The following is a 24,557-nucleotide window of genomic DNA, read 5'->3' on the forward strand; positions in this document are numbered from 1 at the left end:
CGTGGTGCGAGGGAAGTGACGGGGCGGGCTCGGAGCCCGCCCCGTCAACGCTCAGCCGACCTTCTTGACCGTGTACCGGAAGACATCCGTGCGGAGCACGTCTCCCGACGCCTTCACGATCTCGATCGTGTGCTCCTTGTCCTTCAGCCCCGAGACCGCGAACAGCTCCTGATTCGAGATCCGCGAGTCGGCGTGGGTGTCGATGCTCTCGACCTTCTCGCCGTCGATGTAGACATCGACCGCGCCCTGGTCCGGTCCCTTCGGGCCGAGCCACGAGACGCCCGTTCCACGGAACGTGAACGACACGGAATCGCCGTCCGCGGTCGTGGCGTGGACATCATCGAGGTGGTCTCCGGCGAATCCGAAGTCCAGCGTCGCGTCCCCGACGGGGAGCGTGGCGAGGTACGACGACGTCAGGGTCACCGTGGCTCCCGACAGCGTGTAGTCGACGTCGCGCTCGAGCGCCTCGCCGCCGACGCTGATCGATACGAGCTCGCTCGGGTCGCGCAGCACATCGACCGTGACGTCGGCGGGCGCGGCCTTGTTGAACGCCCCCGAGGTGGTGCTCAGCTGGCTGTCGAGCGTGACGACGAGCTTGTCGAGCAGCATGAACGACCCGGACTTCTTCACCACACGCAGCGTATGGCTTCCGCTCGGCAGATCGGCCACGCTGTACACGACCTGCTGCGAGAGCCGCCCGTCTGCGGCGGGCAGCGACGTGTCGACCGTCTCGACGAGCTGACCGTCGAGATACACCTCGACCTCACCCTGGGATTCGTGCTTCTCCGTGACGTACTGGATGCCGGTGCCCTGGAAGGTGTACTCGAAGGCCGCGCCGTTCGTCTCGACGTAGTGCACGTCGTCTGCGTGATCGCCGAGCCCTCGGTTGTTGCTGTACCCCCATGATCCGCTGTAGCCGATGCGGGAGTCGTTGTCGTTCAGCGTCACCGTGAGACCGGTTGCAGGAGGTGTGGGCGTTCCGCCGCCGGGGGTGTCGGACACTGCGACCGTGAACGGCTGGGAGGTCGCGGGGACCTCGTTGCCGTTGTTGCGCACCCAGTCACCGGCGTAGCCGACCCGAAGCGAGTCGTCGTTGACCGTGAGGACGGACTGCTTCTCGGGGGTCACCTTCAGCAGACGCACTCCGTGGATCGGCACGCTTTCGGCAGTGAAGCCGTCTGCTTCGGAGCCGAGGTTCTTGCCGGCCCAGAGGTCGCGCACCTTCGCGGATCCGTCGAGTCCGATGTCGGACCAGTCGACCGTGATGTCGGCGTCGGCGCGGCCGAGGTTGTACAGCGCGACGGTGTACGTGCCGTCAGGGTTCAGCGAGTACCAGACCTGCTGCTTCGTCGCCGTCGAGACCGGACGCGCGGGCACGCCCGCCTGGTTCACGGCGATGACCTCGCGGTTCGTGATCAGCTCCAGACCGTACTGGTCGAGGTCGGTCATGTCGTTGCCCAGGTACATCGGCGCAGCCGACGTCGCCCACAGCGTGGTCGCGGTGCGACGCTCGTCGCGGGTGAGCCCGTCCATCTTGCCGTTGCCGACGTTGAGGGAGTCGAGGTCGTTCCATCCGGCCGGACCGGCGTGCCGCCACCAGTCTGAGAGTCGCGGGAAGAGGCGAGCGACGTTCTCCCACGTGGTCAGTGCCTCATCGCCGCAATAGCACTCGACGTCCCAGTCGATGCGCCATCCGTCGGCGTACTGCTTCCAATACTCGGCGTAGTTGATGTCGACGGCCCAGGACAGCTCGAACCAGATGTCGTTGCGCTTGAGCGCCTGCGACCAGGCCGCGACCTCCTCGCGGGCATCCATCGACAGGTCGCCGATTCCCGATCCAGGGGTCACGCTGTCGAACTTGATGAAATCGATGCCCCATTCGCCGAGCAGATCGGCGATCGAGTCGATGTACTTCGTGGTGCACGGGTTGTCGAAGTCCAGGCGGTAGCCGAATCCCCAGTAGTCGCCCTGCTGCAGCGGCTGCTTGAGGAGGTTCTCGGTCGTGCAGCCGGGGGCGTTGTAGATCGGGAGGGCTTTCTGCGCCGTCTCCAGGCTCATACCGGGGATCAGATAGAGCCCGACCTTCTGGCCGTTGTCGTGCACATGATCGATGACCGCATCGAGCCCATCGGGGAACAGAGTCGTGCTGGGGGTCGGGCGACCGTATTCGTCCTGCCCTCCATTCCAGCCCGCGTCGATGTTGATGTACTCGTATCCGAACTCCTGAAGCTTGTCGTGCATGGCGTCGGATTGCGCCATGATCTGGTCGGCCGTGATCCATTGGCCGCCCTCGTACACCTGCATGCTGTAGCTGCTCCAGCCCATGTAGGGCTTGGCAGACAGAGGCGAGATGCCTTCGTCGGACGGCGCGGTGCGTCGAGCCTCCTTCGCCGGGGGCTGCTCGGGCGAGGTCGTCGATGCCGTCGGCGTCGGGGACTCGCCGGGAGCGGGGCTCTCGGTGTCTTCGACGTCCGGTGGCTGTGTCACGGCCTCGGTCGGGGTCGCCTCGGGCTCGGGCGCGGTCGAGGCCGAGGGCTCCGGGGTCGCCTCGGTGGCCCAGCCCGCGCCGGGGGCGAGGGTGAGCGCGAGCGCGGTCGCGGCGAGCGCCGCGGTGACCGAGGCCGCTCGTCTTCTCTGTCGATGGGTCTTCATTGCTTTTCCTCTCGTTCGACTGCTCTGTCGTGGGGATGGGAAGGAAGAGTGGGTAGTGTCAGCTGTCGGAGCGTCGGACCTCGACGAGCATCGCCTGCTGCGGGTTGAGGGTCGGCAGCGGAACACCCGCGACGACCAGCACTGAGCCGGGGATCTCGACGCCGTCGGCGACGGCATCCGCGACCCACTCCGGGTCGTTGCCCTGGTGTCGGCTCGCGGCTCCGAGATCCTCGCGGATCCTGACGGTGTACGTCGCCGTCGCATCGAGTCCGGGAAAGCGCACGCGCCCGGACTGTCCTGCGGCGGAGGTGGCGAAGCGGCTCCAGGTGAAGAGCGCCGCGGAGGCATCGTGGGCGACCACGCCGGCGAGTGACGTCGACGGATCGGCGAGATCGGCGTTCACGACTCTGCCGCTGTGCAGCAGTCCGCGGAACTCGCGGTAGAGGCCGGCCCAGCGCGTGATCACCGCCAGCTCGGTCTCGTCGACGGCCGTCAGATCCTGCTCGATCCCCGCGTGCGCCGTCAGCGCGGCGATCAGGCGGAACGAGAGATCCGTCGTTCGCGAGGTCGTATGCGAACGCGCGGCGCCGAGGTGTGAGCCGATCAGCTCGGGGGGAACGATGCTGCGTGTCCACCGCTCGATCTGGATGCGCTCGACCGGGTCGTTGCAGTCGGACGCCCAGACACGGTCGGTGCGCTCGAGGATCCCGAGATCGACGCGGCCGCCCCCGCCCGAGCAGGTCTCGATCTCGAGTCCTGGATGACGCCTGCGCAGTTCGTCGAGCAGCCGGTACAGCGCCAGTGTCTGACGGTGCACGCTCGGACGATCGCCGTCGTCCCCTCGGCTCACCGCCTCGAGGAGATCTCTGTTGTGGTCCCACTTGAGGTAGTCGATCGAGTGCTCGCGGACGAGCGCGTCGATGCGTCCGAGCAGATACTCGTACGCGTCGGGTCGTGCGATGTCGAGGACGTGCTGCGAGCGGGATTCGGGGCCGAGACCTTCGGCCGGCCCCAGGACCCATTCGGGATTCGCGCGCGCGAGGTCGGAGTCGAGGTTGATCATCTCGGGTTCGAACCACAGCCCGAACTGCATGCCATGGCTGCGCACCACGTCGACGAGCGGGCCGAGTCCGTGCGGCCAGACCGCGTCATCGACGTACCAGTCGCCGAGTCCGGCGTCTGCTTCGCGGCGCCCGCGGAACCAGCCGTCGTCGAGCACGATGCGCTCGACGCCCACCTGGGCGGCGCGCTCGACCAGCGCGGTCAGGCGGGGGAGATCATGATCGAAGTACACGGCCTCCCAGGTGTTGAGCACGAGCGGTCGCGGGGAGCGGGGGTGCGATGCCCGCGCCCGCAGGCGCCGGTGCAGCCGATCGCTGATCGCGTCGAGGCCGCGATCCGACCAGATGAAGAGCGCGGTCGGCGAGTCGTAGTGGTCGCCGTCCTCGAGGATGATCTCGCCCGGGTGCAGTTCCTCTCCTGCGCCGATGATCGAGCTGAACGCCCCGGCGCCCTCGGTGAGCCGCTCGGCGAGGTAGCGCTGCTCGCCGCTCCAGGCGAGGTGGACCGCCCAGACCTCTCCGTGTCCGAAGCCGAACCCTGCGGTGCCGGCAGCCACGAGGAAGGGGGAGTCATGTCCCGGCTTACCGCGGTGCGCCGCGCGCAGATGCGTGCCGAAGCCGAACGGCGACCGCTGCGGGGAGCGCTCGCGGCACCATTTTCCGGTGAAGTCGAGGATCTCCGTCGCACGCTCGGGCAGCGGGATCAGTGCGAGCACGGAATCCACCGTGTAGGCGGTCGATCCGAGCCGGGGGCTGAGGCGCGCGTCTCGGGCGACGGACGTGTCGACGGCCAGGACTCCGTGCTCGTCGAGTCGATAGCGCAGAGTCGTGCGGAGTCCGGTGACAGCGTCCTCGAACCGCAGCGCGATGCTCCCGCCGCCACGCACATCATCGATCTCGACGTCGTGCGCCCTGAGGCGCGGCCGTGGAGTGGTCGCGCGCCCCTGTGCATGACCGGCGAGCCCGGGTGTACCAGACCAACCCTCGTACTCGGTGGGCAGCGCGGAGAAGGTGCGGGGCACATCGGGGGAGTTGTTCAGCTGTGCTGGACCCGCGGTCAGGAGGAGCGCGGATGCAGTGGTCGGCGTGGGTGCGCCGAGATCGGCGCCCCAGTGCAGGATGCGGGGGATCGGCTGTGCGATCTCGAGGACGAAGGCGACGCCAGCGGCGCGGAGTGCGACAACGGTGTCGACACGGGAAGTCATGGGATGAAGACCCTCCGGATAGTTACTTGACAACGTCAATAAATCACGTTTGCGAGGGGTGTGCAAGCGCGGATCAGAAATCGGCCCCACGAAATCCGTCGTTTACTTTTGGCCGGGGTCGTGATTTTATTACGACGTAAAGTAATCCTGCCCTGGGAGGGCGATCATGAAGCTCAGTGCTGAGCAAGCACTCTCCGATGAGGTCTCGAAGCCGAGGCCTCCCGGCGCCACCGCGCGTCGTTCCACCGTCCGAACCCGATTCGCACGCAGCCTGCGCCGCTACTGGCAGCTCTACCTTCTTCTGCTGATCCCGGTGATCTGGTTCATCGTGTTCCGGTACGTGCCGATGGCGAACGCCATCATCGCGTTCAAGAACTACAACCCGATCGACGGAGTGTGGGGGAGCCCCTGGGTAGGGTTCGACAACTTCGCGAATCTGTTCCGCAACCCCGTCTTCCCGCGGCTCGTCGGCAACACCTTCATTCTCGCGGCGTACACCCTGATCGCGAGCTTCCCGCTGCCCATCATCCTCGCGCTCGCGCTGAACGAGGTGCGGCTGCGCTTCTTCACTCGCACCGTCCAGCTGGTGACCTACGCGCCGTACTTCATCTCCACCGTCGTGGTGGTCTCCATGACGATCCTGCTGCTGTCGCCGCGCGTGGGCCTGCTCGGACGGACGCTCAGCTTCTTCGGCGCAGGCCAGGTCGACCTGCTCGCCGACGCGGACTTCTTCCGCCACATCTATGTCGCGACGGACATCTGGACGACCACCGGATACTCCGCCGTGATCTATCTCGCGGCCCTCGCCTCGGTCGACACGTCGCTCTACGAGGCCGCGAAGATAGACGGCGCCTCGCGACTGCAGAAGATCTGGAACGTCGACATCCCGGCGTTGCTGCCGACGGCATCGATCATCCTGATCCTCGGCGTGGGCAACATCATGGCGATCGGGTTCGAGAAGGCCTTCCTCCTGCAGAACGCGCTGAACCTCTCGACGTCCGAGATCATCCCGACGTACGTGTACAAGACGGGCATCCTCAATGCGAACTTCAGCCTCGGAGCGACGATCGGACTCTTCAACGCCGCGATCAGTCTCGTGCTGCTGCTCGTGGTGAACGCGGTGTCCAAGCGAGTGACGGGAAACGGACTGTGGTGACCACGATCGATACCGAGGCGCTCCTCACTCAGGAGAGCGACGTCGCGAGGGGCAGGTCGCGTCGACCCAAGCGGGACCCGCTCGCACGAGGCGTCAAGGTGAAGGAGACGAAGGCTGACCGGGTCTTCATCGTCGCGGCCTACATCCTGCTCTCCGTGTTCCTGCTCGTGGTGCTGCTGCCGCTGCTCAACATCGTCGCGAGCTCGTTCTCGAGCCCGCAGGCCGTGTCCTCGGGTCGGGTGCTGTTCTGGCCGGTGGAATTCACGTTCCGCGGTTATGCAGAGGCGCTGGCCAACCCCGCCATCCTCCGCGGATTCGGCAACTCGCTCTTCTACACGGTCGTCGGCACGCTGATCAGCGTGCTCGGCACTGTTGCGATCGCATACCCCCTCTCGCGTGCCCAGCTGTTCGGACGCAAGGTCATCACCGGCGGAGTCGTCTTCACGATGCTGTTCAGCGGCGGCGTCATCCCGATGTATCTCGTGGTGCAGTCGCTGGGACTGCTCGACACCCGGTGGTCGATGCTGCTGCCCAACGCGATCGGCGTCTGGCAGGTGATCATCGCGATCGTCTACTTCCGGTCGTCCGTGCCCGATGAGGTGTACGAGGCAGCCCAGCTCGACGGCGCGTCTGAGTTGCGCATCCTCTGGACGATCGTCGTGCCTCTCGCGAAGCCGCTGCTCGCGGTGATCGCCCTGATGTACGCGATCATGCAGTGGAACTCGTACTTCGACGCACTGCTCTACCTGCGCAACGCCGACCTGCAGCCGCTCCAGCTCGTGCTGCGAGGTCTGCTCATCCTGAACGACTCGGGCGGTGGCGGCGATGTCGCAGAGCAGCTGCGGCGACGCGAACTCGCCGATCTGCTGCGGTACTCGACCGTCGTCATCGCCACCGTGCCGATGCTCGTCGCCTACCCCTTCGTCGCGAAGTACTTCAACAAGGGGATCATGGTCGGCGCCGTCAAGGGCTGACCCGCCGTCGAGACCCCACACGTCCACACCCATCCGCATCACTACCCCCTCAACCGGTCAAAGGAGATTCCGGAATGAAGAAACGCATCACACGAGGCGCGATCGCAGCGGTCACCGTCGTCGCGACGGGGCTGGCGCTCGCCGCCTGCACGCCGCCCAGCGACGACAACGGTCAGCTCGTCGCCTTCGGGCCCCAGGGTGACAACGGCTCACTCGCCGAGAACGAGTTCACCCAGCTGCTCGAGAAGAAGTTCGACATCGACTTCGACTGGCAGACGACCACCTACGACGGCAGCGTCGCGGGCGAGAAGCGACAGGTGTCGCTCGCGAGCGGCGACTACCCCGACGCGTATTTCCTCGTGCCGTGGGTCGACGCCTTCTCACGGAGCGAGATCCTGAAGTACGGGCAGCAGGGAGTGCTTCTGCCGCTCGAGGACCTCATCGACGAGTACGCGCCGAACCTGAAGGAGCGGTTCGAGGAGAAGCCGGATTGGGAGCAATCTGTCACCGCGCCCGACGGGCACATCTACGCGATCACGCAGTGGACGGAGTGCTACCACTGCAGCTATCCGTCGAAGCTCTGGATGAACACCACCTGGCTCGACAAGCTGGGGCTCGAGCAGCCGACGACTACGGAGGAGCTGCGCGAGGTTCTGCGCGCCTTCAAGAACGACGATCCCAACGGCAACGGCCGCCCCGATGAGGTGGCGCTCAGCGCCTCGGCCTCGGAGCCGGTCATCAACTACTTCATGAATGCGTTCACGTACGCGCCGTACGGCTCGCCCTCGAGCCCGCCGCCCATGGTGCTCGACGGCGGCAAGGTCACTCTGTCGGCGACGACCGACGGATGGCGTGCCGGCCTCCAGTACATCTCGTCGCTCGCCGACGAGGGGCTCATCGACACCGCGTCATTCACTCAGAACGGGGAGGCTCTGCGGGCCCTCGGTGACAACGCAGACGGCGAGATCCTCGGGGCCGCGGCCGTTCTGCACCCGTACGAGATCGTGACAGCCGATTCGCCAGACGGCCGAGACACGCACTACGACGCGGTGCCCCCGGTCAAGGGGCCCGACGGCACGCAGTTCGCCACCTACCGTTCGCCGGTCAGCCCGCTCGGCATGTTCGCCCTGACGAACAAGTCGACCGAGGAGGAGCGCATCCAGGCCATCAAGGTGATCGACTACCTCGTGACAGAGGAAGGCGACCGTCTCGGCGCAATGGGTCCCGAGGGCGAGGCGTGGGTGCCGGCCGTCGAGGGCGACGTCGCTCTCGACCCCGAGCTCGACCCGACGTTCAAGCCGCTCACGTACGACGAGACCTCGAACGCCTCATGGCGCTCGATGGGTCAGTACTGGGACTCGCTCGAGTACCGCAACTCGCAGGTCGTGCCGGAGGATGTGTACTCACCCGACGGATATGAGCGTCGACTGCTCAACGCGTCACAGGAGTACGAGCCCTACGCTCCAGACGAGAGCATGCTCTTCCCCGTCGAGAAGCTGTGGCCGGACCCTGACACCTCGGCGGAGCTCGCCGAGCTGCAGACGAACATCGCGACCTACATCACGCAGGCGCAGGCGGAGTTCGTGACCGGTCAGCGCGACATCGATGACGACGCCGCGTGGGACGCCTACGCCGCCGACCTCGAGGGTCTCGGGCTCTCTCGTTACCTCGAGCTGCAGCAGGACCTCTACGACGCGCTCTGAGCGCCGTTCGACGGATGCGCGGGGCGGAGTGATCCGCCCCGCGCCTCTCCGCGTCTCCGATGACGAGTGACCGGCGCAGTATCTGCGGCGAGCATGCAGAGAGGCGGATGCTTCGCGGCATCCGCCTCTGCCGGAGTCTCTGTCGTGGGCCTCAGCGCACGAGCGCCTGGATGGCGGTGGCGGCGGCGCCGCGCGCCCAGTCCTCGAAGGTGTGCGGGCGGGTGACGATGCGGCAGCGCACGGCAGCCCCGAACGCGTGGTTCTCGAACGCGTCACGCAGCGTCTTCTCGAAGAGATCGAAGTCGGACACGCCTTCTCCGCCGATGATCACGAGCTCCGGCCCGGTCAGATTCACGAGAGTCGCGATCGCCGTGCCGATGAGGCGCGCGGCTTCACGGAACGCCGTCTCCGCATCTGCGTCACCCGCGTGTGCGAGTGCCACGGCCTCGTCGATCGCGACGGGCCGACCGAGCGCTGCCGAGACGGCCGCTTCGATGGCTCCGGTCGAGGCGGCAGCCTCGACGCATCCGCGCCGGCCGCAGGGGCAGACGAGAGCCGGGTCGGCGAGGGGGAGATGGCCGATCTCGCCCGAGACGCCGAAGGCGCCGCTCACGACCTCGCCGTTGAGGTGCAGGCCGCTGCCGATGCCGCGACCGATCGTCACGATCGCGAAGGAGGCTGTGCCCAGGCCCACGCCGAACCAGTGCTCGCCGATCGTGAGAGCGTGCACGTCATTCTCGATGGTCACCGGCCAGGGGAATCGTGACTGGAGCAGATCCCCGAGCGGGACATCCGTCCAGCCCATGATGTTCGACTCCCGCACGACTCCGGTGGAACTGTCGACGTCGCCGGACACAGAGACGCCGATGCCGGCGATCGCCGATGCTCCGAGGCCCAGATTCTGCTCGAGCTCGGCAACGACCTGGCTGATGGCATCGATCACGGAGTGCGGATCGTCGGCGGCGAGGGCCTGCCTCGTGCTCGTGAGCACGGTGGTCGCGAGATCCGTCGCGACGGCGATGATCTCGTCGACGTTCACCTTGACGCCGATCATGACCATCGACTCGAGCACGATCGACACCGGGCTCACCGGCCGGCCGGGAGTCCCGTCGCGCTGCGAGGCCGGAGGGGCGTCGACCAGCCCGGCGGCCACGAGAGGTGCGACCGCCTTGGTGACCGCGGCCTGCGACAGCCCGGTCTGGCGGGCGATGTCGATGCGGCTGATGGGGCTGCGGGTCAGGATCGTCTCGAAGACCCTGGATCCCGCGTCGGACGCCGAGCGGATGAGGGTGGTGCGCGCGGCGGTGTCGTGGTCCATCAGGTCCTTCGGGTCGTGTCGGCTATCGTAGCGAATCCGCTGCGCTGCGGGCCGGGATGCCTGTCATGAGATGCTCGGCTGCGAACTCCAGCGCATTCTCCTCGTCGAGGTCGCCGCCGGCTTCATGTCCGTTGTGAGGCCACAGCACGACGCGCTTCTCGCCGCCGTAGGCGGTGAACGCGGGCAGCACGGTCTCCGGCGGGGCGATGCCGTCGAGGAGCCCCGTGCTCAGCAACGCCGGAGCCGTGGCCCGTCTGGCGTGGTTGATTCCGTCGAAGTAGCGCAGCGTGTCGAGCGCGGTGGTGGCGTCGCTGCGGCGGTCCGCGAAGTACTGAGTCAGGAGCGAGTACGGATGCTCGGAGCTGAGCGTCGCCGCGCGGTCGAGTTCGCAGAGGAACGGTGCCTGGATGATCGCGACGGCGATGTCCGGGACCAGCCCGGCGATCGCCAGGGCGATACCGCCGCCCTGGCTCGCTCCGACCGTGCCGACACGAGTCGGGTCGACCAGCTCGATCGAACGGATCGCGTCGATCGCGCGCACGGCGTCGGCGTAGACGCGACGGTAGTAGTACTCCTGCGGCGAGCGGAGGCCGCGGGTGAGGAACCCTCCCGCCGAGGGACCGCCGTCGGCGTGGTCGTCATCCGTGTCGCCGTGGCCCTGGCCTCGGGCGTCGACGACGAGGTGCGCGTATCCGGCCGATGCCCACCGAAGATCTCGGAGAGCGTGCCCTCGGCCGTTGCCGTATCCGAAGAACTGCACGAGACCGGGCAGCGGCCCGGAGGCGCCGCGAGGCGCACGGAGCCAGGCGCGGATCGGTGTGCCGCCGAAGCCGCGGAACGAGACGTCGAACACGTCGATCTGGGTGAGCCGCGTGGTGTGAGGAGTGACCGTGAGGTCGAGCGGGAGGCTTCTGGTCCCGGCGATCGTATCCGCCCAGAAGGCGTCGAAGTCGTCGGGCTCGGTCTGTGTGGTCGCCGCATCGACGACGTGGAGGTCACCGTGCACGTCGGTCATCCTGCGCGACGGGAGTCGCATCCGAGGCGAGAGCGAGCCCGATGTCGGCCGTCGAGCCCGCTGCGACATCGACTATCGACTCGCTGTCGGCGAGCGTGACGAGCACCGTCCTGTCCTCCGAACCGTGGTTGTGGAGTGCGGCGGACGCCATCTGCCCATCGCTCCACGAGAGGTCGAGGACGAGGCCCGGGCGGACCGCGATGCCGTGCACGTCGCCCAGGCGCCAGGACCGGGGGAGGGCCGGGAGGAGATGCACCCGTCCGCCGTGACTCTGCACGAGCATCTCGGCGATAGCAGCAGGGAAGCCCAGGTTGCCGTCGATCTGGAACGGCGGGTGCGTGCTGAACAGGTTGGGAAGGAGCCCTCCCCATTCCGAGCCGTCGACCGGTCCGTGGCGGGTGGCGTCGCCGTCGAACGGCGTCAGCGCCTCCTCGAGGAGCGACGCGGCGACGTCTCCTTGACGTGCGCGGGCACGCAGCGCGATCTTCCACGCCCAGGACCAGCCCATGGCCCCTGGACCTCTCGCGTCGATCAGGCGAACCGAGGCGTCGAACAGCTCGGGCGTGCCCTCGGGGGTCACGGTGTCGAGGGGGTACAGGCCGACGACGGGGGAGAGGTGCCGGTGCAGGGGTTCGTGCTCTTCGACCTCGGCCGACCACTCCAGCAATCTGCCGTCGGAGCCGACCTGCAGCGGGGTGAGGGCGGCCAGGGCCTCGCGCACCTCGGCCTCCAGAGCGTCGTCGATCTCGAGGTCGTCGATCGCCACGAGGGCGCGCTCGAACAGCGCGCCGATGAGCGCAAGATCCGACGTCGCAGTCAGCCCGAGGGCGGTGGGAAGGCCGTCGGCGGCGACATACGAGTTCTCCGGGGCAGTCGACGGTGAGGTGTGGAGCACGCCGTCGGCGTCAGCGACCAACCAGTCGAGGCAGAATTCGACGGCGCCGCGCATGACGGGCCAGATCCGCTCGCGCAGGAGGTCGCGATCGCCGCTGAACTCGTATGCATCCCAGAGGTTGTGCGTGAGCCAGACGCCGCCCATCATCCAGATCGCCCAGCTCGCGGCACCGTGGCCATCGCCGACGGGGAGGCTCCACCCCCACACATCGCTGTTGTGGTGCGCGACCCATCCGCGTGCACCGTAGAGCTCATGCGCGACGTCCGTGCCCGTGCCGGCGAGATGCTCGACGAGAGCGAGGAGCGGTTCGAACGCATCGGGGCTGAGGAGCACCGGCGCCGACCAGTAGTTCATCTCGGTGTTGATGTTGATCGTGTAGTTCGACGACCATGCCGGCTGAAGCTGATCGTTCCAGATGCCCTGGAGGTTTGCCGCCGGGCTCCCGGCCCGGGAACTCGATGCCAGAAGATACATGCCGTACTCGGCCGCGACGGTCGCACGCAGCAGCGGATCGGATCCGCGGAGCACATCTCTGTCGACGCTCCAGGTGCCCTCACGTCGACTGCCGATCGCGAATCGCGCGCGAGTGACGTGTCGCCGATCGGCGACATGCTCGGCGAGGAGGTCCTGGACGTCGCGCTGAGCCACGGCATCCGCCCTCTCTCGTGCGCTATCCCGGATCGCCTCTCGCGAGGCGGTCCGCCAGTCCCCGTCGGCGTCGGCCCACCACGACCCGGCGCGCGACGATGTGGACAGGGCGATCAGCAGGCGACGGGCCTTGCGGACGACGACGCGGTCGTCGGAGCGACGCACTTCACCGTCCGAGTTCAGTGCGACTGCCACGGCCGCGTAGGCATCGAAGTCCGCGTCGTCCTGCGCATAGCGCAGGGGCGGATCGACCGATTCCTCGTGCAGGGGAGCGCCGTCTACGGGGGCCTGCACATCGAGCAGCAGTGCGTCGGGTGAGTCGACGAGCCGACCGCGCAGGGGCGTGGACAGCTCGACGACCGTGTCGAACTCGACATCGGAGGTGAGCTCGATGATCAGCGCCTGGGCCGGCGCAGACACCCAGGAGCGACGCGTGAGGCCCCCGCCGGGGATGCGGAGGGTCTCGCTGAGCGTGGCAGTGTCGAGGTCGAGGATCCTGGCGGGAGTTTCGGGGTCGGCCTCGATGCCGTCGATCCGCACGTGAAGATCCGCGAGCGGGAGGAACTCCTGTGAGTACGGACCCTCGAATGCCATCAAGAGATCCTCGGCGAGCCGTACGTCGCCGGAGGCGAGCGCTGCCCGTACCTCAGCGAGGCGCTCGGGCCCGGCTCCGCGGGCACGCACGTTCTGCAGGGCGCGGGCAGGCCCGTCGGGGCTGCCCGACCAGACGGTCGAGTCGTTGAGTTGATAACGGCCGCCCGGACCGCCGAAAGCCATGGCGCCGATGCGGCCGTTGCCGAGCGGGGTCGCCTCCTCCCACAGGGTGGCGGGGGCGTCCCAGGTGAGGCGCAGTGTGTCGGTCATCGCACTCCGGTGTGTTCGATCGATCTCGATGTCACCGTCAGCGTAGGCGGCATTAATTGCCGCTGTCAAGTAATGTCCGACGCGCTGCGCCTCACTCGAATCAGAACTTCAGCAGCACCTTGCCGACACGGCCGGCCGTGTTGCTCGCACGCACGGCGTCTGCCGCGTCCGCGGCGTCGAAGACGCCGGCCACAGGAAGGGTGAGAGTGCCCTCCGTGACGCGCTGGATCAGCTCGCCGAACAGGGCGCCGCGTGTGGCGGCATCCATCGTCTGGATGACCTTGCTGCCCCAGAAGCCCTTGACGGTCGCCTGCTTGAAGATGACGTCTCCGGAGGCGATCTCCATCGTGGGGGAGTTCATGGCGCCGAAGGCGACGAGTGTGCCGCCCTCGCCGAGGAGCGACAGCACGTCGCCGGCGGACGATCCGCCGACCGAGTCGATGCCGAAGGCGATGTGCGCTCCGCCGGCGATCTCGGCGACCCGCTCGCGCCAGCCGTCGTCGTCGGTCGAGACGACGTTCTCGATGCCCTGCTCGCGGAGCTCGTCGACACCGGCCGAGCGGCGCACGAGTCCGATGACGTTGACGCCACGAGCGGCACCGAGCTGGGCGAGCATGCGTCCGACCGCGCCGTTCGCCGCATTCTGGACGATCCAGTCGCCCTTCTCGGCGCCCAGGAACTGCAGCAGGCTGATGGTGCTGAACGGCATCGAGACGAGCTGCGCCGCACTCTCGTCGCTGAGCGACTCGGGAACCGGGATGAGTCCCGCGGCGTTCGCGACCACGTACTCGGCCCAGGCGCCGAACGTGCCGCCCGTGGCGACCCGCTGTCCGACTGTCAGACTGTCGACGCCCTCGCCGAGAGCGTCGACGATGCCGAGGGCCTCGGTGCCGGATGCCGCGGGCAGCTCGGGCTTGAAGCCGTAGGTGCCCCGAATCGTCCAGAGGTCGTGGTTGTGGATCGGCGAGAGTACGATCCGCAGCCGCACCTGGCCGGGGCCGGGCTCGGGCGTGGGGCGGTCGGTGACGGTCAGAACCTGCTCGGGATCGCCGAAGCTGTCGTGGGTGAGAGCGCGCATGATGTTCTCCTTGTGGGATCGGTCGTGGTGGATGGTGTCGAGCGGATCAGTCGTCGGTGACGGTGATCGCGACGTCGATGTTGCCCCGCGTGGCGTTCGAGTAGGGGCAGACCTGGTGTGCCGCATCGGCGAGAGCCTGGGCCTGGTCGTGCGGGAGGTCGGGGATGACGACCTCGAGCTGCACGGCGAGGCCGAATCCGCCCTCGCCGTTCGAGCCGATCTGCACGCGGGCGCCGACCGACGAATCGGTGATCTTCACCTTCTGTGCGCGGGCGACCGTCTGAAGCGCGGAGTGGAAGCACGCGGCGTAGCCGGCGGCGAACAGCTGCTCGGGGTTCGCGCCGTCGCCGCTGCCGCCCATCTCCTTGGGGATTGCGAGATCGAGGTCGAGACGGCCTTCGCCGGTCGCGACGCGGCCGTTCCGTCCTGCTCCGGTGGCGAGTGCTTCGGCGGTGTAGAGAGCGTCCATCGTGTGGATTCCTTCCGGGATTGGGGTCAGTCGGCGTGCGGCGTGCGCGCAGAGGGTGCCGGCATGGCTGCAGAACTCTGCAGTCGTGCGGTGAGTTCGTGAAGCTCGGCGATCAGGCGGTGACGCTGGTCGTCGTCCTGCATTCCGGCGAGGGTGGCGATCGCGGTGTGCACCGGTGCGACCTCGGAGCGAAGCGCGGTTCCCGCGTCGGTCAGTCCGACGGTGACGACCCGCTCATCGGCCGAGCTCCGCGCCCGTGCGACGTAGCCCGCCTGCTCGAGGCGCCGGACGAGCGGGGAGAGGGTGCCCGAGTCGAGCTGCATCGCCTCGCCGAGCGAGCCGACCGTCTGCTCGCCCTCCATCCAGAGGATCGCGAGCACCAGGTACTGGGGATAGGTCAACCCCCACGGTGCCAGCAGGGAGCGGTAGGCCTGCGTCGTCGCGCGGGCGGCGGAGTACAGGGAGAAGCACACCATCTCATCGGTCACGGCCATCTCTTAAGTATTGCACGCGATTAGATTGTGCACAATTTAATCGCGACGAGAAGGTGGCACGGCGATGTCTCGACCTCGGTGACGCTGCGGGCGATGCTGCCGGCACCGTGCGGGCGAGCGCTAGGCTCCGAGCGTGAAGGTGCGCCCGGTCGATCTCGTCGACGTGTTCGTCTACCTCGTCGTGCTCGGCGCCTTCACGCAGCTCTTCCCCGAGGTCATCTCCGAGTCGTTCCTGCTCGCGCTGCTCACGGCGATCCTGCTCAAGCTGGTGCTCGAAGGGGTTCTGCTGGTCAAGAAGCGCATCACTGCGCGGATCCGCGGAGCGCGCAATCCCTGGATCCGCGTCCTGAACATCGCCATGCTCCTTCTGGTGCTCCCGGGGAGCAAGTTCCTCGTGCTCGAACTCGTCGATCGGGTCTTCGGCGACGCGGTCTATCTGGGCGGCTTCTTCCAGGTGACCGCGCTCATCATCGTGCTGATGCTGGCGCGAGGCGGTGTGCGCAGGATCTTCGAGCCTCCGTCTCGTCGCGTGTGATCTCGGAGGATTTCTCCCAGCCTTTCTCTTTGCTAGCTAAGCTAGTAGTCATGGAAAGATACTTTCGGTTGCGGTGGGTGGGCCTGGTCTTCATCAGCATCGCGGTCTCGCTGATCATCGTCGACTCGACGATCGTCAACGTCGCGATCCCCGCGATCGTCGATGACCTGGGCATCACCTCGACCGAGGTCCAGTGGGTGCAGGAGGCATACACGCTGGTCTTCGCCGCATTGCTTCTGGTGTTCGGCAGCCTCGCCGATCGATTCGGCCGTCGCCGGGTGATGCTCATCGGCGTGGCGGTCTTCGCGGCGTCGTCCGTGCTCGCGGCACTCGCGCCGGACGGCGGGATGCTGATCCTCGCCCGCCTCGCGCAGGGCGTGGGCGGAGCCATGATCCTGCCGACGACCCTGTCGATCATCAACGCCACGTTCCGCGGGCGCGAACGCGGCATCGCCTTCGCGGTGTGGGGGTCGACGATCGGCGGCATGGCCGCAGTCGGACCGTTGCTCGGCGGATGGCTGACGACCGCCTTCTCGTGGCGATGGGCCTTCGGCATCAACATCCCTCTGGGGATCATCATCGTCATCGGGGTGCTGCTCACGGTGGCCGAGTCGCGCAGTGATCGTGCCTCGAAGATCGATGCCGTCGGGGCGCTCCTGTCGGTGGTCACCATGGGAAGCCTCGTGTTCGGCTTGATCGAGGGGCGCACGTACGGGTGGTGGCTCGTGGATCAGCGTCCGCAGATCGGAGACTGGACATGGCCGCTGGACCTCTCGCCGATCCCGGTCGCCTTCGCGCTCGCCGTCGTGGCGCTGATCGCCTTCATCACCTGGGGTGTGCATCGTGAACGCACGGGGAAGTCCACCCTGCTGGCCCTCAAGCTGTTCTCCATACCCTCGTTCCGCAACGGCAACATCGCGGCGACCGTCGTCTCGCTCGGTGAGTTCGGCATCATCCTCGCTCTGCCGCTCTGGCTGCAGTTCGTGCTGGGCTTCGATGCGCTGCAGACGGGACTGCTTCTTCTGGCGTTGGCCGGAGGGTCGTTCGTCGCCAGTGGTGCTGCCGGTGCGGCCAGCGGAAAGATCGCTCCGGTCTGCGTCGTGCGTGCCGGGCTGATCGCCGAGATCGTCGGGGTCGCCGGCGTCGGCTTCGTCATCGCGCCCGACGCCTCGTGGGTGCCTCTGATCCCGTTCTTGTTCGTCTACGGACTCGGTGTGGGGCTGGCGACCGCTCAGCTGACCGGCGTCGTGCTGGCCGATGTGCCGGTCGCCGACAGCGGTGCGGCATCCGGAACCCAGTCGACGTCTCGCCAGCTCGGTGCGGCGCTCGGTGTCGCCGTGCTCGGCACGGTGCTCTTCACCAGCACCGCCGGAATACTCGCCTCCTCGCTCGACGAGAGGGGCGTCTCGGCCGATCAGCGAGACCAGGTCGTGTCGTCGGTCGTCGACAGCGCCGGCGCGGCGATCAGCGGGCTCGAGGCGAACCCCGAGACCGCGGCCATCGCCGACGATGCGAAGGCCGCCTTCTCCGATGGCACGCGCTTCGCCGCGTGGACGGCTGCCGGCTTCCTCACACTCGGTCTGCTCTCGACGATCTCCCTCGGCTCAGGAGCTCGGAGTCGCGACGATGAGGATGACGAGATGGCGTCCGACGCCGTCACCGAGGCATCACCGAGCGAGTGACGCCAGCTCCCCGCGAGTCCGGCATCCGGTCTTGCGCAGCAGGTTCGACACATGGAACTTGACCGTGTTGTCGCTGATTCCGAGCGTCCCTGCGATCTCGCGGTTCCGTGCCCCTCCGACGACGAGGCGGAGCACCTCACGTTCTCGGGCGGACAGCTCCGTCACGTCGCCCAGGGGCTCGGGTGCGGCGGGCGGGTCGAGGGGGAGGCGGATATCGATCGCGGACCCCCATCCTTCAGTGGACGACACGGCGAGATCTCCGTTCAACGCGACGACGCTCTCGGCCGCCGGACGAAGCGCATCGTCGCTCACCGAGAGTTCGCCTCGCCCGTCATCCCTGACGCCGATCAGCAGGTTCAGGCCGTCGCAGTCCCACTGGATGCGGACTCGACGCGCGGTTCCGTCGTCGACGATCGCGAGGACCGAGTTGCGCACGATCGCCCGCGCCGCGTGAGCGACCTCGCTCGGCAGCGCGCGTCCGGTCGTGGGCGGCTCGATGAACTGGAGGTCGAGGTTCCCGAACCGCTCCAGGGGGCGGAGATCCGACTGGAGGCGGGCGAAAGCGCCGACGACCGGTTCCAAGACGGCATCCTTGTGCTGATCGCTCGAGACGCGCAGCTGCACCAGCGCGCTCGCGGCCGCCTCGATCGCGAGGTTGCGTGCCGCTCGATCATCGAGTCGATCGGAACGCAGGATCGCGAGCAGCGATTCCAGGGTCACGGCATGCCGATCACTCAGCTCGGACAGTGCGCGGGCGCTCTCCTGCTGCGCGCGCCGGAGAGCAGGGGAGTCGATCGTCGGAGTCGCGTCGATGATGGTCACCTACCCATCATGCCCCACCCATCCTTTCGGGTAGGAGGACCCATGCGATCGGGCGGGGGCGGCCGTGGCAGCGTGGGCGCACGATGGAGGAATGGACGTGATGGAGGTCGGCCTCGGGCATTCCCTGGGGCTCGTGTCGAATGAGGTCAGTGTCGTTCTCGAATCGGTCATCCGCACCGACCCGGTCGCTCTCGGACGCGTCGCTGACCTGGTGGCCGAGGCGCCCCGGGTCTTCGTGCTCGGTGCCGGACGCTCCGGCCTGGCACTGCAGATGACAGCCATGCGGCTGATGCACCTCGGGCTCGACGTCCATGTGGTGGGGGAGACGACGACGCCGGCGATCTCGCGCGACGACCTCCTTCTCGTCGCGAGCGGTTCGGGAACGACGCCGGGCATCGTGCGTGCGGCGGAGACCGCGGTGGACGTCGGTGCGAAGGTGGCGACGATCACCACCGACGGTTCCTCACCGCTCGCCGCGCTGTCGGGGTCGGCGACCATCGTCGTGCCGGCGGCGGGCAAGCTCGATCGTTCGGGTGCGGCCTCCGCCCAGTACGCAGGCAGCCTCTTCGAACAGGCCGTCGTGCTGATCGGTGACGCGCTGTTCCACGCTCTGTGGGCACGGAGCGGTCAGGACGCCGACGACCTCTGGCCTCGTCACTCGAACCTCGAATGACCGCAGTAACGAAAGGAACATGATGAAGCTGCAATTCGCAATGGACACTCTCACGACGGAGGCCGCACTCGCGTTGGCCGCGGCGGCCGCCCCGCACGTCGACATCCTGGAGCTCGGCACTCCGCTGATCAAGAGCGCAGGGCTCAGCGCGGTCACCGCGATCAAGCAGGCCCACCCGGACAAGATCGTCTTCGCCGACCTCAAGACCATGGATGCCGGCGAGCTCGAGGCCGACATCGCCTTCGCAGCCGGAGCAGACCTCGTGACCGTTCTCGGCACCGCGGGCGACAGCACCATCGCGGGAGCCGTCAAGGCAGCGAAGAAGCATGGCAAGGGGATCGTCGTCGACCTCATCGGAGTGAAGGACAAGCCCGCGCGGGCGAAGGAAGTCGTCGAACTGGGAGCCGAGTTCGTCGAGATGCACGCGGGCCTCGACGAGCAGGCCGAGGAGGGCTTCACCTTCGACACGCTGCTACGTGACGGAGAGGCCTCGGGAGTGCCGTTCTCGGTCGCAGGCGGCGTGAACGCCACGAGCATCGGTTCGGTGCAGAAGTCCGGCGCGCAGATCGCCGTCGCCGGAAGCGCGATCTACAGCGCCCCGGACGTCGGCGTCGCCGCCGCCGAGCTCCGCGCAGCCATCGGCTGAGCCCCGGACTCAGCTGCCGGAGAAAACGAAGAATCCCGCCCATTCGGGCGGGGTTCTTCGTATGTGCGTGTGCCCCCGACTGGAATCGAACCAGCGACCTACGGTACCGGAAACCGGCGCTCTATCCACTGAGCTACGGAGGCGTACCGATCGACAATATCACTGCTCGGGAGTGGTCTCCGACCCACCGGCCTCGGTGACCGGCGCGTCGCCGAGTTCGGCGAGCGCGGCGGCGAGCTTCTCCGCCAGATACCGGTGACCGTCGGTGGAGGGGTGCTTGCGTCCGACCTCGACGTCGATCACCGACAGATAGTTCTGCTCGGTGATCCAGTTCCCCGCGATGGGGGAGATGTACGACCACCCGCGGGCTGCTGCGAGCTCTCCGAGATCCTTGTCGATACGGGCGGTTCCGGCGCCTACCGGCAGCTCGTGAGGTGCGGGGCCGAGAATGACGATGGTCGCGTCGGGGTACTTCGCGGACATCGCATCCCACGCGGCGGTCACGGCCTCGCGGTAACCGGCTTCGCCGTCACGCCGGTCGTTGATGGAACCCTGCATGATGATCAGGTCCGGCGCGAGCGTGGGGTCCAGACCGGCTATGCGCTCGCCGAAGACCGGACCGTCGAGTCCGGGCCTCAGATACCCGCTGCCTCGGACTCCGTCGACGATCGTCTCGCCGTCGAGCAGGTCGGCGAGCACATATGCGTAGCCGAGGGTCGGCTCGTTCGCGGCCGAGCCGTACGTCCAGGAGTCACCGAACACGAGGACCGTCGGATGCTCGGGGAGCAGCAGCGGCTCCGGGGCGATCACGACCGCCTCATCGTCTGCGGCAGCGGCTCCGACGGGCGCAGAAGACGGCACCGGAACCCACGGACGCCAGACGCCGAGGATGACCGCGGCGAGAGCCAGGATCACAGCGACGGCGAGGCCCGCGACGGGCAGGCGGTAGCGGGCGGATGCGGCCTTCATGGCATGACTGTAGATCACGATCCGGCCGTCGCAAATTCGGGGGCGTGACGCGCCGTAAACTGGGAGGCCTATGAACCCTGAAACGCTCGCCTCAGCCCTCCTCGCCGTCCTCGCACCGATCGCCGAGGAACGACGTCCGGGCGAGCCGCTCGCACTCGCCGCATCCGACATCGTGCTCGACCGTCCGCGCAACCGTGACCACGGCGACTGGGCCTCGAACATCGCGATGCGTCTGGCGAAGCCGTTCGGCACCAACCCCCGCGAACTCGCTCAGCAGATCGCCGACGGGCTCTCGAAGGTCGACGGCATCGCGAGCACCGAGGTCGCCGGCCCCGGGTTCATCAACATCCGCCTCGACGCCGCCGCCGCCGGCGCGCTGGCCAAGGTCATCGTCGACGCGGGCGTCGAGTACGGCCACAACGACACCCAGGCCGGGCAGAGCATCAACATCGAGTTCGTGAGCGCGAACCCGACCGGCCCGCTGCACATCGGGCACACGCGCTGGGCGGCCCTCGGTGACGCGATCGCGCGGGTTCTCGCGGCATCCGGTGCGACCGTCGCCCGCGAGTACTACATCAACGACGCCGGCGTGCAGATGGAGCGGTTCGCGAACTCCGTGCTCGCGGCGGCCAAGGGCGAGCCCACGCCCGAGGGCGGCTACGCCGGCAGCTACATCGGCGATCTCGCTGCGCGAGTCCTCGCCGCGCGCCCCGACCTGCTCGAGCTCCCCGACGACGAGCAGGTGATCGTCACGCGAGAGCTCGCCTACGAGTACCAGCTCGATGAGCAGAAGCAGTCGCTGTCGAAGTTCAACGTCGATTTCGACGTCTGGTTCTCGGAGCGCACGCTGCACGCCAAGGGCGCCGACGGCACGAGTCTGGTCGACCAGGCCGTCGATCGACTCCGCGAGCAGGGGCATGTCTTCGACGACGAGGGTGCCGTGTGGGTGCGCACCACCGACTTCGGTGACGACAAGGACCGTGTGATCCGCCGCTCGAACGGCGAGTACACCTACTTCGCCGCCGACGCCGCGTACTACCTCAACAAGGGCGACCGCGGCTTCGAGTACAAGCTCTACCTGCTGGGTGCTGACCACCACGGGTATGTCCATCGCCTCAAGGCGATCGCGGGAGCAGCGGGCGAGGACCCCGAGAAGAACGTCGAGGTCCTGATCGGCCAACTCGTCTCGGTCGGCGGCGCGCGCCTCAGCAAGCGTGCCGGCAACATCATCGAGATGGACGACCTGCGCGAATGGCTCGGCACCGATGCGCTGCGCTACTCGCTGGAGCGCTCGCCCGCGGATTCTCCGCTGGCGCTCGACCCGGAGCTGCTGCAGAAGCGCACGAACGACAACCCCGTGTTCTACGTGCAGTACGCGCACGCCCGCACGCACAACGTCGCGCGCAATGCCGCCGATTCCGGGGTCGACCGCTCGGAGTTCGCTCCCGAGACGCTCACGCACGAGACGGAGGGCGCACTGCTCGGTGCTCTGCAGGAGTTCCCGCGCATCGTGGCGTTCGCTGCCGAGGTTCGCGAACCGCACCGTGTCGCGCGGTATCTCGAGGAACTCGCCGGCCTGTATCACCGCTGGTACGACAACTGCCGCGTGATCCCCCAGGGCGACGACCCGATCGAGACCGTGCACCGCACTCGCCTGTGGCTCAACGACGCCGCGGGACAGGTCTTCCGCAACGGTCTCGACCTCCTCGGCGTGTCCGCTCCCGAGCGGATGTGACTCGGCTGCCATCCGCGCCGTAGGGCAGGATGGCAGCATGAGCGACGACAACCACACCCTCCCTTATCCCGCCGCTGATTCCGAGCATCCGACGCTCGTGATCCCGGGGGAGAAGGATGCCGTCGCCGTCGCACCCGCGAAGCGCAAGCGCACGCGGTGGCCGTGGGTGCTGCTCATCATCGTGGTCGTGCTGGCGCTGCTGGCCGTCGCAGCGGAGCTCGTGGTGCGTTCGGTCCTTCCCGGCATCGTCCGCGGAATCGTGATCGATCAGCTCGATCTGCCCGCCGACCAGGAGCTCGAGGTGCAGGCCGACGGCATCTTGATCCCGCAGCTGATCGGCGGAACGCTCGACACCCTTCATCTCTCGTCGGATTCTGTGACATTGCAGGGGATCACCGGCGCGGTCGACGTCACCGCGACCGGGGTGCCGTTGCGAGGCGGCGACCTCACCGGGGCGACCGGGACGATCCGGATCGACGAGTCGCAGTTCACGACCCTGCTCGCCGGCACCGATCTTCCCGTCGACACCGTGACTCTCGAGGCTCCGAACGCGACCGTCGCCGGAACCGTGAGCGTCCTCGGTATCGCGATCCCCGTCTCGCTCACCGTGACGCCCGGAATCGCCGAGGGCGACCTGGAGCTGACCCCCGTGGGGCTCACGATCGGCGGCCTCGAGGTCGACGCCGATCAGGTCGGATCCTCTCTCGGGTCGCTCGGCGATCGGCTCACCGAGACGCAGCGTGTGTGCATCGCCGACCAGCTTCCCGCCGGCATCACCCTGACGGGGCTCGAGATCGACGGCACGGAGGCGGTGATCGACGTGGACGTCGATGGTGCGATCGCGACCGACGCGAGCCTGCTCGACAAGGGCGTGTGCCCCCAGGGCTGAGGTCAGTCGGCGGTCGAGCCGGTACGGAACTCCTTCTCAGCCTTCTGGGCAGCGCGCAGCTCGGTGGTCGCGAGCGCGACTTCGGCCTCGGCGCGCTGTACGCGCCGCTGCGGGAACGTCGTCGCACCGAATCGGGCGTGCACGCGGTCGTGACGCTCTTCCTCCGACGTGACGATGTACGCGCAGGAGATCAGGATCACCTGGGTCGACAGGTTGAGCCAGATCAGCAGCGCCAGCAGCGAGGCGAACGACGCGAGCAGCGGATTGCTCGTAGCGCCTCCGATGAAGAGACCCGACAGCTCCTGCAGGATGAGAAGCCCGATGCCACCCAGCACCGCGCCGGTCCAGAGGGACCGTGCCGAGGGATGCGTTCCCGAGAGCAGCCGGAAGACACCGGCGATCAGGGCGGTGTCGAGCGCGAGCACGACGACGAGCGACACGATGCGGATGCTCCAGGTCGCCGCGGGGGAGTCGTCGGCGATGCCGAGCAGGCCTGAGATCCAGGTGATGCCGATACGCCCGATGAACGTGACTGCGGCTGCGGCCACGAATGCGAGGCCGATGCCGATCGCGAGCAGGAGGTTGCGCAGCATGACCCAGATGAAGAGGATGTCGGCCTGGGCCGTGCCGGCGAGGAGCCGCACGGCGGTGCGGAGGGAGCCGACGGCGGCGAGAGCCGACCCGGTGAGAGCGACGACCGAGATCGCACCGGCGATCGAGAGCGAGACGGGGGCCTCGAGGTCGGACGGGTCGATGATCCCGTCTTCGCCGATGAGCCCGGGCACCACGGACTGCACCGCCGCGATGATCGCCTTCCACGCGTCGGGATTGCCGGCGAGCCACAGTGCTGCGATCGAGAACCCGAGCAGGACGCCCGCGAACACGCTGAACAGCGCCCGGTACGTCACACTGTCGGCGAGCATCGGGCCTCGGCGCTCCGAGTACAGCAGGAAAGCGCGGACCGGCCGCCGCGTCAGCGCCCAGCGGATGGCCGCCGCGCTCACGCGCGCGATCAGGCCGGGACGGTCGGCGTCGGGTGCTGCGGAGTCGGTGCTCATGCCACCACCTTACGAG

General features: G+C 67.8%; 20 protein-coding genes and 1 tRNA gene. 9 read left to right on the top strand and 12 right to left on the bottom strand.

From position 1 onward, the window contains the following. Window positions 1–51: 51 nt before the first annotated feature. Together MRBLWH13_RS04500 and MRBLWH13_RS04505 are read right to left on the bottom strand one after the other, a co-directional pair. Window positions 52–2,652 carry a X2-like carbohydrate binding domain-containing protein gene (locus MRBLWH13_RS04500; protein ID WP_341957108.1) on the bottom strand — a complete coding sequence of 867 codons (2,601 nt, stop codon included), beginning with the start codon at window positions 2,650–2,652 and terminating at the stop codon, window positions 52–54. 58 nt (window positions 2,653–2,710) lie between these two features. Beyond that, window positions 2,711–4,918: an alpha-galactosidase gene (locus tag MRBLWH13_RS04505; protein ID WP_341957109.1), complete on the bottom strand. Its 2,208-nt coding sequence runs from the start codon at window positions 4,916–4,918 to the stop codon at window positions 2,711–2,713. A 166-nt stretch (window positions 4,919–5,084) separates the two neighbouring features. On the opposite strand from MRBLWH13_RS04505, the gene MRBLWH13_RS04510 reads away from it, so the two are divergent. The 3 genes from MRBLWH13_RS04510 (at window position 5,085) to MRBLWH13_RS04520 (ending at window position 8,751) form a co-directional block, all read left to right on the top strand. After that, complete coding sequence (locus MRBLWH13_RS04510) at window positions 5,085–6,074, top strand: ABC transporter permease subunit (RefSeq protein WP_341957110.1); 990 nt, start codon at window positions 5,085–5,087, stop codon at window positions 6,072–6,074. Further along, the gene (locus tag MRBLWH13_RS04515) at window positions 6,071–7,048 is read left to right on the top strand and encodes a carbohydrate ABC transporter permease (protein ID WP_056510167.1); all 978 of its coding nucleotides are present in this window, start codon (window positions 6,071–6,073) and stop codon (window positions 7,046–7,048) included. The genes MRBLWH13_RS04510 and MRBLWH13_RS04515 overlap by 4 nt, the downstream gene beginning before the upstream one ends. A 74-nt stretch (window positions 7,049–7,122) precedes the next feature. Beyond that, the gene (locus MRBLWH13_RS04520) at window positions 7,123–8,751 is read left to right on the top strand and encodes an extracellular solute-binding protein (protein WP_341957111.1); all 1,629 of its coding nucleotides are present in this window, start codon (window positions 7,123–7,125) and stop codon (window positions 8,749–8,751) included. 151 nt (window positions 8,752–8,902) lie between these two features. On the opposite strand, the gene MRBLWH13_RS04525 is transcribed toward MRBLWH13_RS04520, so the two are convergent. From MRBLWH13_RS04525 to MRBLWH13_RS04550, 6 genes are all read right to left on the bottom strand, one after another. Then, entirely contained in the window at window positions 8,903–10,069 is a 1,167-nt protein-coding gene (locus MRBLWH13_RS04525) for an ROK family transcriptional regulator (RefSeq protein ID WP_341957112.1), read from the bottom strand. Window positions 10,070–10,091: 22 nt separating this feature from the next. After that, window positions 10,092–11,084, bottom strand: coding sequence for an acetylxylan esterase (locus MRBLWH13_RS04530; RefSeq protein WP_341957113.1), 993 nt, complete (start codon window positions 11,082–11,084; stop codon window positions 10,092–10,094). Further along, window positions 11,065–13,491 (bottom strand): glycoside hydrolase N-terminal domain-containing protein, encoded by a 2,427-nt coding sequence (locus tag MRBLWH13_RS04535; protein ID WP_341957114.1) that lies wholly within the window; start codon window positions 13,489–13,491, stop codon window positions 11,065–11,067. Before MRBLWH13_RS04535 ends, MRBLWH13_RS04530 begins: the two co-directional genes overlap by 20 nt. Before the next feature lie 100 nt (window positions 13,492–13,591). After that, window positions 13,592–14,569: a zinc-binding dehydrogenase gene (locus MRBLWH13_RS04540; protein ID WP_341957115.1), complete on the bottom strand. Its 978-nt coding sequence runs from the start codon at window positions 14,567–14,569 to the stop codon at window positions 13,592–13,594. A 46-nt stretch (window positions 14,570–14,615) separates the two neighbouring features. Next, the gene (locus MRBLWH13_RS04545; RefSeq protein ID WP_056308348.1) at window positions 14,616–15,038 is read right to left on the bottom strand and encodes an organic hydroperoxide resistance protein; all 423 of its coding nucleotides are present in this window, start codon (window positions 15,036–15,038) and stop codon (window positions 14,616–14,618) included. Between the two features lie 26 nt (window positions 15,039–15,064). After that, window positions 15,065–15,532, bottom strand: coding sequence for a MarR family transcriptional regulator (locus MRBLWH13_RS04550; protein WP_341957116.1), 468 nt, complete (start codon window positions 15,530–15,532; stop codon window positions 15,065–15,067). Window positions 15,533–15,665: 133 nt separating this feature from the next. Here MRBLWH13_RS04550 and MRBLWH13_RS04555 point away from each other — a divergent pair, with 133 nt between their 5' ends. Further along, complete coding sequence (locus MRBLWH13_RS04555; RefSeq protein ID WP_341957117.1) at window positions 15,666–16,067, top strand: hypothetical protein; 402 nt, start codon at window positions 15,666–15,668, stop codon at window positions 16,065–16,067. 50 nt (window positions 16,068–16,117) lie between these two features. Further along, window positions 16,118–17,749, top strand: a complete 1,632-nt coding sequence (locus MRBLWH13_RS04560; protein WP_341957118.1) for a DHA2 family efflux MFS transporter permease subunit — start codon at window positions 16,118–16,120, stop codon at window positions 17,747–17,749. Here the strand turns inward: MRBLWH13_RS04560 and MRBLWH13_RS04565 are convergent. After that, window positions 17,735–18,571, bottom strand: a complete 837-nt coding sequence (locus MRBLWH13_RS04565; protein ID WP_341957119.1) for a LuxR C-terminal-related transcriptional regulator — start codon at window positions 18,569–18,571, stop codon at window positions 17,735–17,737. The two genes, MRBLWH13_RS04560 and MRBLWH13_RS04565, sit on opposite strands and share 15 nt — an antisense overlap. Before the next feature lie 91 nt (window positions 18,572–18,662). On the opposite strand from MRBLWH13_RS04565, the gene hxlB reads away from it, so the two are divergent. Then, a complete protein-coding gene (hxlB, locus tag MRBLWH13_RS04570; RefSeq protein ID WP_341957120.1) occupies window positions 18,663–19,244 on the top strand; it encodes a 6-phospho-3-hexuloisomerase in 582 nt (193 codons plus the stop codon). A gap of 22 nt (window positions 19,245–19,266) precedes the next feature. Next, window positions 19,267–19,890, top strand: coding sequence for a 3-hexulose-6-phosphate synthase (gene hxlA / locus MRBLWH13_RS04575; RefSeq protein ID WP_341958219.1), 624 nt, complete (start codon window positions 19,267–19,269; stop codon window positions 19,888–19,890). A gap of 70 nt (window positions 19,891–19,960) precedes the next feature. Here hxlA and MRBLWH13_RS04580 read toward each other — a convergent pair. Together MRBLWH13_RS04580 and MRBLWH13_RS04585 are read right to left on the bottom strand one after the other, a co-directional pair. Continuing rightward, a tRNA-Arg gene (locus MRBLWH13_RS04580) sits at window positions 19,961–20,033 on the bottom strand. 16 nt (window positions 20,034–20,049) lie between these two features. After that, window positions 20,050–20,859 carry an SGNH/GDSL hydrolase family protein gene (locus MRBLWH13_RS04585; protein ID WP_341957121.1) on the bottom strand — a complete coding sequence of 270 codons (810 nt, stop codon included), beginning with the start codon at window positions 20,857–20,859 and terminating at the stop codon, window positions 20,050–20,052. 70 nt (window positions 20,860–20,929) lie between these two features. On the opposite strand from MRBLWH13_RS04585, the gene argS reads away from it, so the two are divergent. Then, window positions 20,930–22,594: an arginine--tRNA ligase gene (argS, locus tag MRBLWH13_RS04590; RefSeq protein WP_341957122.1), complete on the top strand. Its 1,665-nt coding sequence runs from the start codon at window positions 20,930–20,932 to the stop codon at window positions 22,592–22,594. 37 nt (window positions 22,595–22,631) lie between these two features. After that, the gene (locus tag MRBLWH13_RS04595) at window positions 22,632–23,483 is read left to right on the top strand and encodes a DUF2993 domain-containing protein (RefSeq protein ID WP_341957124.1); all 852 of its coding nucleotides are present in this window, start codon (window positions 22,632–22,634) and stop codon (window positions 23,481–23,483) included. A 2-nt stretch (window positions 23,484–23,485) separates the two neighbouring features. On the opposite strand, the gene MRBLWH13_RS04600 is transcribed toward MRBLWH13_RS04595, so the two are convergent. Next, the gene (locus MRBLWH13_RS04600; RefSeq protein WP_341957125.1) at window positions 23,486–24,541 is read right to left on the bottom strand and encodes a YihY/virulence factor BrkB family protein; all 1,056 of its coding nucleotides are present in this window, start codon (window positions 24,539–24,541) and stop codon (window positions 23,486–23,488) included. Window positions 24,542–24,557: the final 16 nt, after the last annotated feature.

This window comes from Microbacterium sp. LWH13-1.2, from assembly GCF_038397735.1.
Classification (GTDB): Bacteria; Actinomycetota; Actinomycetes; order Actinomycetales; family Microbacteriaceae; genus Microbacterium.

What these genes read in the sequence shown, in the direction of transcription:
- hxlA (WP_341958219.1), top strand. Translation starts at nt 19,267, where the DNA reads ATGAAGCTGCAATTCGCAATGGACACTCTCACGACGGAGGCCGCACTC.
- MRBLWH13_RS04505 (WP_341957109.1), bottom strand. Translation starts at nt 4,918, where the DNA reads ATGACTTCCCGTGTCGACACCGTTGTCGCACTCCGCGCCGCTGGCGTC.
- MRBLWH13_RS04595 (WP_341957124.1), top strand. Translation starts at nt 22,632, where the DNA reads ATGAGCGACGACAACCACACCCTCCCTTATCCCGCCGCTGATTCCGAG.
- argS (WP_341957122.1), top strand. Translation starts at nt 20,930, where the DNA reads ATGAACCCTGAAACGCTCGCCTCAGCCCTCCTCGCCGTCCTCGCACCG.
- MRBLWH13_RS04510 (WP_341957110.1), top strand. Translation starts at nt 5,085, where the DNA reads ATGAAGCTCAGTGCTGAGCAAGCACTCTCCGATGAGGTCTCGAAGCCG.
- MRBLWH13_RS04560 (WP_341957118.1), top strand. Translation starts at nt 16,118, where the DNA reads ATGGAAAGATACTTTCGGTTGCGGTGGGTGGGCCTGGTCTTCATCAGC.
- MRBLWH13_RS04525 (WP_341957112.1), bottom strand. Translation starts at nt 10,069, where the DNA reads ATGGACCACGACACCGCCGCGCGCACCACCCTCATCCGCTCGGCGTCC.
- hxlB (WP_341957120.1), top strand. Translation starts at nt 18,663, where the DNA reads ATGGACGTGATGGAGGTCGGCCTCGGGCATTCCCTGGGGCTCGTGTCG.
- MRBLWH13_RS04535 (WP_341957114.1), bottom strand. Translation starts at nt 13,491, where the DNA reads ATGACCGACACACTGCGCCTCACCTGGGACGCCCCCGCCACCCTGTGG.
- MRBLWH13_RS04530 (WP_341957113.1), bottom strand. Translation starts at nt 11,084, where the DNA reads ATGACCGACGTGCACGGTGACCTCCACGTCGTCGATGCGGCGACCACA.
- MRBLWH13_RS04545 (WP_056308348.1), bottom strand. Translation starts at nt 15,038, where the DNA reads ATGGACGCTCTCTACACCGCCGAAGCACTCGCCACCGGAGCAGGACGG.
- MRBLWH13_RS04500 (WP_341957108.1), bottom strand. Translation starts at nt 2,652, where the DNA reads ATGAAGACCCATCGACAGAGAAGACGAGCGGCCTCGGTCACCGCGGCG.
- MRBLWH13_RS04600 (WP_341957125.1), bottom strand. Translation starts at nt 24,541, where the DNA reads ATGAGCACCGACTCCGCAGCACCCGACGCCGACCGTCCCGGCCTGATC.
- MRBLWH13_RS04540 (WP_341957115.1), bottom strand. Translation starts at nt 14,569, where the DNA reads ATGCGCGCTCTCACCCACGACAGCTTCGGCGATCCCGAGCAGGTTCTG.
- MRBLWH13_RS04550 (WP_341957116.1), bottom strand. Translation starts at nt 15,532, where the DNA reads ATGGCCGTGACCGATGAGATGGTGTGCTTCTCCCTGTACTCCGCCGCC.
- MRBLWH13_RS04585 (WP_341957121.1), bottom strand. Translation starts at nt 20,859, where the DNA reads ATGAAGGCCGCATCCGCCCGCTACCGCCTGCCCGTCGCGGGCCTCGCC.
- MRBLWH13_RS04520 (WP_341957111.1), top strand. Translation starts at nt 7,123, where the DNA reads ATGAAGAAACGCATCACACGAGGCGCGATCGCAGCGGTCACCGTCGTC.